Genomic DNA, 1255 nt, shown 5'->3' on the forward strand with positions numbered 1-1255 from the left:
GATGCGCTGAGCGAGGCGGCTGGTGCCGCCGACAGGTTGGAGACCGCCCTTGGGAATGCCGGACGCGCGGCGACCGACGCGGGAGCTGCCGCCGGAGCCGCGGCGGCGGCCGCCAAACCTGACGCAGAGGCAGCCGTCACCGGCTGGCAGGCGGTCACGGCAGCGCTCTCGGATTATGCCAGCAAGGCCCGCGACATCGGCGGCGACATTGGCCAGAGCCTCGTCGGCGCTTTCCAGTCCGCCGAGAACGCCATCGGCGAGTTCGTGAAGACCGGCAAACTGGACTTCCGCGGTCTGGTCACATCCTTGCTGGCGGATCTCGCCAAGCTGGCGGCGCGGCGGTTCATCCTGGGACCGATCGCCAATGCGCTCTCTGGCGCGCTGGGAGGTGCGGGCGGGATCTTCGCGAACGTACTGCATGCGGGTGGGATGGTCGGGTCCGCCGGACCCTCGCGGATGGTCCCGGCCATGGCCTTCGCCAACGCTCCCCGGATGCATGCTGGCGGCATGGCCGGACTGCGCCATGACGAGATACCCGCGATCCTGCAACGTGGCGAGCGGGTGCTGTCACGGCGGGAAACACAAAATTACGGTGCAAGCGGCGGCGTTACTGTCACCATCATGACCCGCGACGCCGAAAGCTTCCGGCAATCCCGAACGCAGGTCGCCGCGGACATTGCCCGCGCGGTCTCGCTCGGGCGGAGGGGTATGTAGTGGCGTTCCATGAGATCCGGTTTCCGGACAACATCAGCCGTGGTGCACGGGGCGGGCCGGAACGCCGCACGCAGATCGTCGAACTGGCCTCGGGCGATGAAGAACGCAACGCCAGCTGGGCCAATTCGCGCCGCCGCTATGACGTAGCCTATGGCATCCGCCGCGGAGATGATCTGGCGGCAGTGGTTGCCTTTTTCGAGGCCCGCAACGGGCGGCTGCATGGCTTCCGCTTCAAGGACTGGGGCGATTTCAAATCCTGTCTGCCCTCGGGTACGCCATCGCACAGTGACCAGTTGATTGGCACTGGCGACGGCAGCACAACCGGGTTCCAGCTGGCGAAGAACTATGTCTCCGGTGCGCAGACATGGACGCGAGCAATCACCAAACCGGTCGCGGGCAGTCTCCGCATCGGGTTCGACGGCACCGAACTGGTCAGCGGCTGGTCCGTCGACACAACGACAGGTGGCGTCACCTTCGGCACTGCGCCGGGCTCTGGAGTCGCCCTCACCGCAGGCTTCGAATTCGACGTGCCCGTCCGCTT

Annotated in this window: 2 protein-coding genes; both read left to right on the forward strand. The window is 66.9% G+C overall.

Features of this window, described 5'->3' with window-relative positions:
• A partial coding sequence (locus CHB90_RS26020; RefSeq protein ID WP_281256147.1) for a phage tail tape measure C-terminal domain-containing protein occupies positions 1 to 714 on the forward strand: 714 nt, incomplete at its 5' end.
• Positions 714 to 1255 (forward strand): DUF2460 domain-containing protein (locus CHB90_RS26025; protein ID WP_089280575.1); only part of this gene is annotated, 542 nt, incomplete at its 3' end. The genes CHB90_RS26020 and CHB90_RS26025, both read left to right, overlap by 1 nt.

The sequence above is a fragment of the Antarctobacter heliothermus genome, assembly GCF_900188425.1.
Classification (GTDB): domain Bacteria; phylum Pseudomonadota; class Alphaproteobacteria; order Rhodobacterales; family Rhodobacteraceae; genus Antarctobacter; species Antarctobacter heliothermus.